Genomic DNA, 5,141 nt, shown 5'->3' on the forward strand with positions numbered 1-5,141 from the left:
TCGATCTGGTCGCCATGTGCGTGAACGATCTGGTTGTCGGCGGCGCTGAACCGCTTTTCTTCCTCGACTACTACGCGACCGGCAAGCTGAACGTAGACGTTGCCACTCAGGTGGTTGCCGGGATCGGCGAGGGCTGCGAGCAGGCTGGCTGTGCGCTGGTCGGCGGNNATCTGGTCGCCATGTGCGTCAACGACCTCGTCGTCCAGGGTGCCGAACCGCTGTTCTTCCTCGATTACTTCGCTACCGGGGCGCTCGACGTCGCCCAGGGAACGGCCATTGTCGAAGGCATCGCTGAAGGATGCCGTCAGGCCGGCTGCGCGCTGATCGGCGGCGAAACCGCTGAAATGCCGGGCATGTACGAAGGCGACGACTACGATCTGGCTGGCTTCTGCGTAGGCGTTGCCGAACGCAGCGAGATTATTGACGGCGGCCGCGTCCAGGCCGGAGACGTGCTGATTGCCCTGGGCTCTTCCGGCCCTCACTCCAACGGCTACTCCCTGATCCGGAAAATTCTGGAAGTCAGCAACGCTGACCTCGAGCAGCCAATGGGCGATACCACCCTGGCCAACGCCTTGATGGCACCGACTCGAATCTACGTAAAGAATCTTCTGCAGCTGATTCGCGAAGTCGACGTTCGTGCCCTCTCCCACATCACTGGTGGTGGCCTGCCGGAAAATATTCCCAGGGTGCTGCCGAACGGCACCATCGCTGCCATCGATACGAACAGCTGGTCATTGCCCCCGGTATTCCAGTGGCTCAAGGACAACGGCGGCGTTGCCAGTGAAGAGATGTACCGCACCTTTAACTGTGGTATCGGCATGATTGTCTGCGTGCCTGCCAACCAGAAGGAGCTGGCCCTGGATACCCTGAAAGCACTGGGCGAACATGCCTGGCAGGTAGGCCTGATCGAACGTGCCGATGACGAACAGGCAGATGCCTGCGTTCGCTATGCACCGGGGCTGCTGTCGGCATGAAGGCAGATCAGACCCCGTTACCGAAAATCCTGGTGCTCGCCTCCGGAAGCGGCACCAACCTTCAGGCACTGATTGACGCCAGCCGGGGGCGGGATTTTCCCGGGCAGATAATTGCCGTTGGCTGCAACCAGCCCGGCGCGTTTGCCCTTGAGCGCGCGGCCCAGGCCAATATCGAGACCTTTGTGGTAAACCACAAGAATTTCGAATCCCGGGATGAGTTTGATGCCTCCCTGATGGCGGAAATCCTCCGATACAATCCGGATCTGATTGTCCTGGCAGGCTTCATGCGCATTCTGACCACGGATTTTGTTCGGGCATTCCGGGGTAAGATGCTGAACATTCACCCGTCCCTGTTGCCGAAGTACACCGGGCTGAATACTCACCGTCGTGCACTGGAAGCGGGCGATACCGTACATGGCGTTTCCATCCACTTCGTTACCGAAGAGCTGGATGGCGGCCCCGTGATTGCCCAGGCAGAAGTGGCGATTGTTTCCGATGACACGCCAGAAAGCCTCGCGGAGAAGGTACAGGCCAAGGAACACATCCTCTACCCCATTGTTGTGCGCTGGTTCTGTGAGGGCCGGATTCAACTGGGTAGCGATTATGTGTTGTTCGACGGCGAACCCTTGAACGCTCCGATGCGCCTGCCGGACAACTGAGGCATCGCCTGAACGAATTGTCATCCCCGCATCCTGCCCGAGCAGCTACACTGTCGCCATTGATGACGGTAATTGTTCGGGTTTAACAAGATGCTTTCACGACGTCTCATCAGATTTGGTTGCGCCGCACTGCTGGCCTGTCTCGGCATTCTCGCCGGACCGGTCACGCTGCATGCCGAGACCGAAGCGGACCTCACCCCCTTCGAGGCCAGCTATACCGCAGCCATGGAGAAGGGTCTCTCCCTCAATGGCACCGCAAAACGCACACTCTCCTCCCAGGGCAACGATGTCTGGCTGTACCGCACGGATGTCGACTCGTTCATTGTCAGCATCGATGAATCGCTGGTATTCCGCTGGGAGGACGGGCACGTCATACCCATGCGATACCGATACCGCTTATCCGGTTTCCTGATCAGCGACCGCAAGAACTCTATCGACTTCGACTGGTCCGCAGGCGTCGCAACCGGGGAATACAAGGGAAAGCCCTTCGAACTGGCGCTGGAAGAAGGCCTGCTGGATCCGCTGGGCTACCAGCTTCAGCTGCACCAGGACATCAAGAATGGCAAGCGGGAAATGACCTATCGGGTGCTCGACGGTAACTCTATCGACACCGATCGCTTCGCGGTGATCAATGGCGAGAATATGAGCACCGGCAACAAACAGAGCGCCACCCTGAAGGCGGAGAAGGTTCGCGAGGATTCCAAGCGCCAGACGCTGATGTGGTTCTCGCCGGAGCAGAATTTCCTGCTAGTCCGCCTCAGGCAGGTTGAGCCGGACGGCAGCACCTACGAATTGAAACTCAAGGAAGCAGAGTTCGAGCGCTAGACCTCACGCCCGGCCTCGCGCCACACGGCCTTGACCTCATCGGCAATGATCCGGAGGCCCTCGGCAACCCGGTCGTCGTCCTGGGAGTAGGTCACGCGCAGACACTCATGCCGGTGCCTCCAGCCATCTTCCGGTAATCCGGGAAAGAAATAGTGTCCGGAAACGACCAGAACCCCTCGGCTCTTCAACCGCTGATACAGCTCAAGGCTGGAGATCGGCAGATCCGGGAACCAGAGCCACAGGAACATGGCGCCCTCGGGCTTGTGCACATACCAGCGGCAGCTGTCCTCTCCCATGGCCTCCCGGAACGCGGATACCGCCCGTTCCATCTTCGCCTTGTAGAACGGGCAAACCACATCTCTGCTCAGGGACAATATTTCGCCGGAACGAACCAGAGGCTCGGCCAGCATGGCGCCAAAACTGCCCGTGGCCAGGTTCATAATGGCATTAATGCCTGACAACGCCTTGATCACCGGCTCGGCGGCAATCACGATTCCGGTCCGCGCTGCCGGCAAACCAAGCTTCGAGAGGCTCAGGCAGAGGATGATCTGGTCGTTCCAGGTGGGTGTTGCATCAACGAACAGCAAGCTCGGAAATGGTGTGCCATACGCGCCATCGACGATCAGTGGTATGTCGTGTTGGCGGGCGAGCTCTTCAAGCCGGGCAAGCTCTTCGTCAGTAACGACGTTACCGGTCGGATTGGTGGGACGTGACACACAGATAGCGCCGGTCTCGCCGGTAACCTCTACGGCATCAAAATCCACCCGGTATTTGAACTCGTGGGCGTCGGTGAACGAGATGTCCGGCTGCACCGCATGGAACAGGCCCGGTTCAATGCCAGCGTCAGCGTAGCCGATGTACTCGGGCGCAAGCGGCAAAAGAATATGCTTGCGGTTACCGTCGCCGTAGTCTCCGCCAAACATGTTGAACAACATGAAGAAGGCCGCCTGGCTGCCGTTGGTCAGGGCGATATTCTCAGGTTTCAGGCCCCAGCCATATTCGCGGTTGAGCAGCTCGGCGAGCGAGGCGATAAACTGCTTTTCCCCCTGAGGCGGATCGTAGATGCCGACCAGACGGCGAACATCGCCCTCGTTACGACTCATATCCGCGAGAATTTCCTGTACTCTCTGCTGGATCTCGGGAATATGCCCGGGATTTCCCCCGCCCATCATGATCATGTCGTCGCCGGATGCCATGGCGTTACCCAGGTCATCCATGAGGGACGTGATACCGGCATCGGCGGTGAACTTGCGACCAAAAGCAGAGAGTTTCATGGGATAAAATCCATCTGACCTATTCTGAATACAGCGGGTAATACCGAAAGTGTAGCTTGCTCGCTCCCCAACGTTTATTCGGTGAGCGAAATGCCAAGGTTACTGACGCCCTCGTTGGCTGCATCCTCCCGGAGACGGGCCACGAACTGATCGGTTGGCGTGCGTTGGCGCTTCAGCTCCAGGATCAGGTCCCGCTGGAAGGTTTTGTCTTCTTTCATCAACGGGTGATGATCAAGCAGACGGACGAGCTCGCCTTCCTCGAGGTCTTCCCCTTCGGACAGCTCAATAAAGTTCATCACGGTTCCGGTCGCCATCTGTGACGCATCGGTAGCGCGGTGTTTGGAGGGGTTCAGGCGGTTCAGCAGAGCCTGCTCCAGTAGCTGACAGAAGTCGAAGGCCGGGTAAACACCGTAGGCGTCGTAGGCGTCCACGTCCGGCGACAGGGTTTCCAGTTTGGCGAGCAACTGCGGGATCGCCGATTCGGAGACGTCTTTTTGGAGCAAGTCCCAGCCAAGATCGAGAAGCTGGCGCATTTTGGCACCGGTCTTCAGGCCCATGGCATCGGCAAACAGGGCGTAGTTCGGGAATGAGCGCTCAGCCAGAGCGAGCAGGAAGGCGCATTCGCGCCATCCCTGCAGTTGTGAAACGGCTTTCAGGAACTGGTTGGCGTTCATGTCCTGGGCAGGGTCACGCCGGTCTGGCCAAGATATTTGCCGCCCCGGTCTTTGTAGCTGGTTTCACAGATCTCGTCGGATTCAAAGAAGAGCATCTGGGCGACGCCTTCGTTGGCGTAGATCTTCGCCGGCAGGTTGGTGGTGTTGGAAAATTCCAGCGTAACCTGGCCTTCCCATTCTGGTTCCAGCGGGGTGACGTTGACGATGATGCCGCAACGCGCATAGGTGGACTTGCCCAGGCAGATGGTCAGGACGCTTCGTGGAATGCGGAAGTATTCAACGGTGCGGGCCAGTGCAAAGGAGTTCGGCGGGATGATGCAGACGTCGCCGGTGTAGTTGACGAAGCTGTTTTCGTCGAAGTTCTTCGGGTCCACGGTGGCGGAGTGGACGTTGGTGAAGATTTTGAATTCGTTGCTGCAGCGTACGTCGTAGCCGTAGCTGGAGGTGCCGTAGGAGATCACGCGGCCTTTTTCGGTTTCACGAACCTGTCCGCTTTCGAACGGTTCGATCATGCCGTGTTGTTCGGACATCCGGCGAATCCACTTGTCGGATTTGATGCTCATTGGCGAAGTCTCGTATCCACTGGGAAAATTGGGGCGTAGTTTACCTTTTCCCTTGGGGTCTGTCGAAGGCTGTCGAGTCTTTACTTCTGGGGGCTGCGGCTGGGTGCTCGGACCTCAGAATTGGCGGGCTGCGCTCATAGGAGCAGCCTTCCAAAACCCGCTACGAGCACAT

5 protein-coding genes and 2 pseudogenes are annotated in these 5,141 nt (G+C 58.5%); 4 read left to right on the plus strand and 3 right to left on the minus strand.

Going from position 1 to position 5,141, the window contains the following annotated elements; all coding sequences use genetic code 11:
- Positions 1-14 precede the first annotated feature (14 nt).
- The 4 genes and pseudogenes from B2W52_RS22415 to B2W52_RS00255 form a co-directional block, all read left to right on the plus strand.
- A pseudogene (locus B2W52_RS22415) lies at positions 15-110 on the plus strand (hypothetical protein); the annotation flags it as partial.
- A gap of 48 nt (positions 111-158) precedes the next feature.
- A pseudogene (purM, locus tag B2W52_RS00245) lies at positions 159-974 on the plus strand (phosphoribosylformylglycinamidine cyclo-ligase); the annotation flags it as partial.
- On the plus strand, positions 971-1,633 hold the full coding sequence (gene purN, locus B2W52_RS00250) for a phosphoribosylglycinamide formyltransferase (protein ID WP_008172840.1): 663 nt from the start codon (positions 971-973) through the stop codon (positions 1,631-1,633). The pseudogene purM and the gene purN, both read left to right, overlap by 4 nt.
- Positions 1,634-1,723: 90 nt before the next feature.
- Positions 1,724-2,458, plus strand: a complete 735-nt coding sequence (locus B2W52_RS00255) for a DUF3108 domain-containing protein (protein ID WP_008172842.1) — start codon at positions 1,724-1,726, stop codon at positions 2,456-2,458.
- Here B2W52_RS00255 and B2W52_RS00260 read toward each other — a convergent pair.
- From B2W52_RS00260 to dcd, 3 genes are all read right to left on the minus strand, one after another.
- On the minus strand, positions 2,455-3,732 hold the full coding sequence (locus B2W52_RS00260) for a valine--pyruvate transaminase (protein WP_008172844.1): 1,278 nt from the start codon (positions 3,730-3,732) through the stop codon (positions 2,455-2,457). The two genes, B2W52_RS00255 and B2W52_RS00260, sit on opposite strands and share 4 nt — an antisense overlap.
- A 74-nt stretch (positions 3,733-3,806) precedes the next feature.
- Complete coding sequence (locus B2W52_RS00265; RefSeq protein WP_273071032.1) at positions 3,807-4,406, minus strand: YjaG family protein; 600 nt, start codon at positions 4,404-4,406, stop codon at positions 3,807-3,809.
- Complete coding sequence (gene dcd / locus B2W52_RS00270; protein ID WP_008172848.1) at positions 4,403-4,969, minus strand: dCTP deaminase; 567 nt, start codon at positions 4,967-4,969, stop codon at positions 4,403-4,405. The genes B2W52_RS00265 and dcd overlap by 4 nt, the downstream gene beginning before the upstream one ends.
- Positions 4,970-5,141 lie beyond the last annotated feature (172 nt).

This window comes from Marinobacter sp. UBA2498 (assembly GCF_002341575.1).
GTDB classification, from domain to species: Bacteria; Pseudomonadota; Gammaproteobacteria; order Pseudomonadales; family Oleiphilaceae; genus Marinobacter; species Marinobacter manganoxydans.

Excerpts from the sequence above, each read along its gene's own strand:
- purN (WP_008172840.1), top strand. The coding sequence starts at position 971 with ATGAAGGCAGATCAGACCCCGTTACCGAAAATCCTGGTGCTCGCCTCC.
- B2W52_RS00260 (WP_008172844.1), bottom strand. The coding sequence starts at position 3,732 with ATGAAACTCTCTGCTTTTGGTCGCAAGTTCACCGCCGATGCCGGTATC.
- dcd (WP_008172848.1), bottom strand. The coding sequence starts at position 4,969 with ATGAGCATCAAATCCGACAAGTGGATTCGCCGGATGTCCGAACAACAC.
- B2W52_RS00255 (WP_008172842.1), top strand. The coding sequence starts at position 1,724 with ATGCTTTCACGACGTCTCATCAGATTTGGTTGCGCCGCACTGCTGGCC.
- B2W52_RS00265 (WP_273071032.1), bottom strand. The coding sequence starts at position 4,406 with ATGAACGCCAACCAGTTCCTGAAAGCCGTTTCACAACTGCAGGGATGG.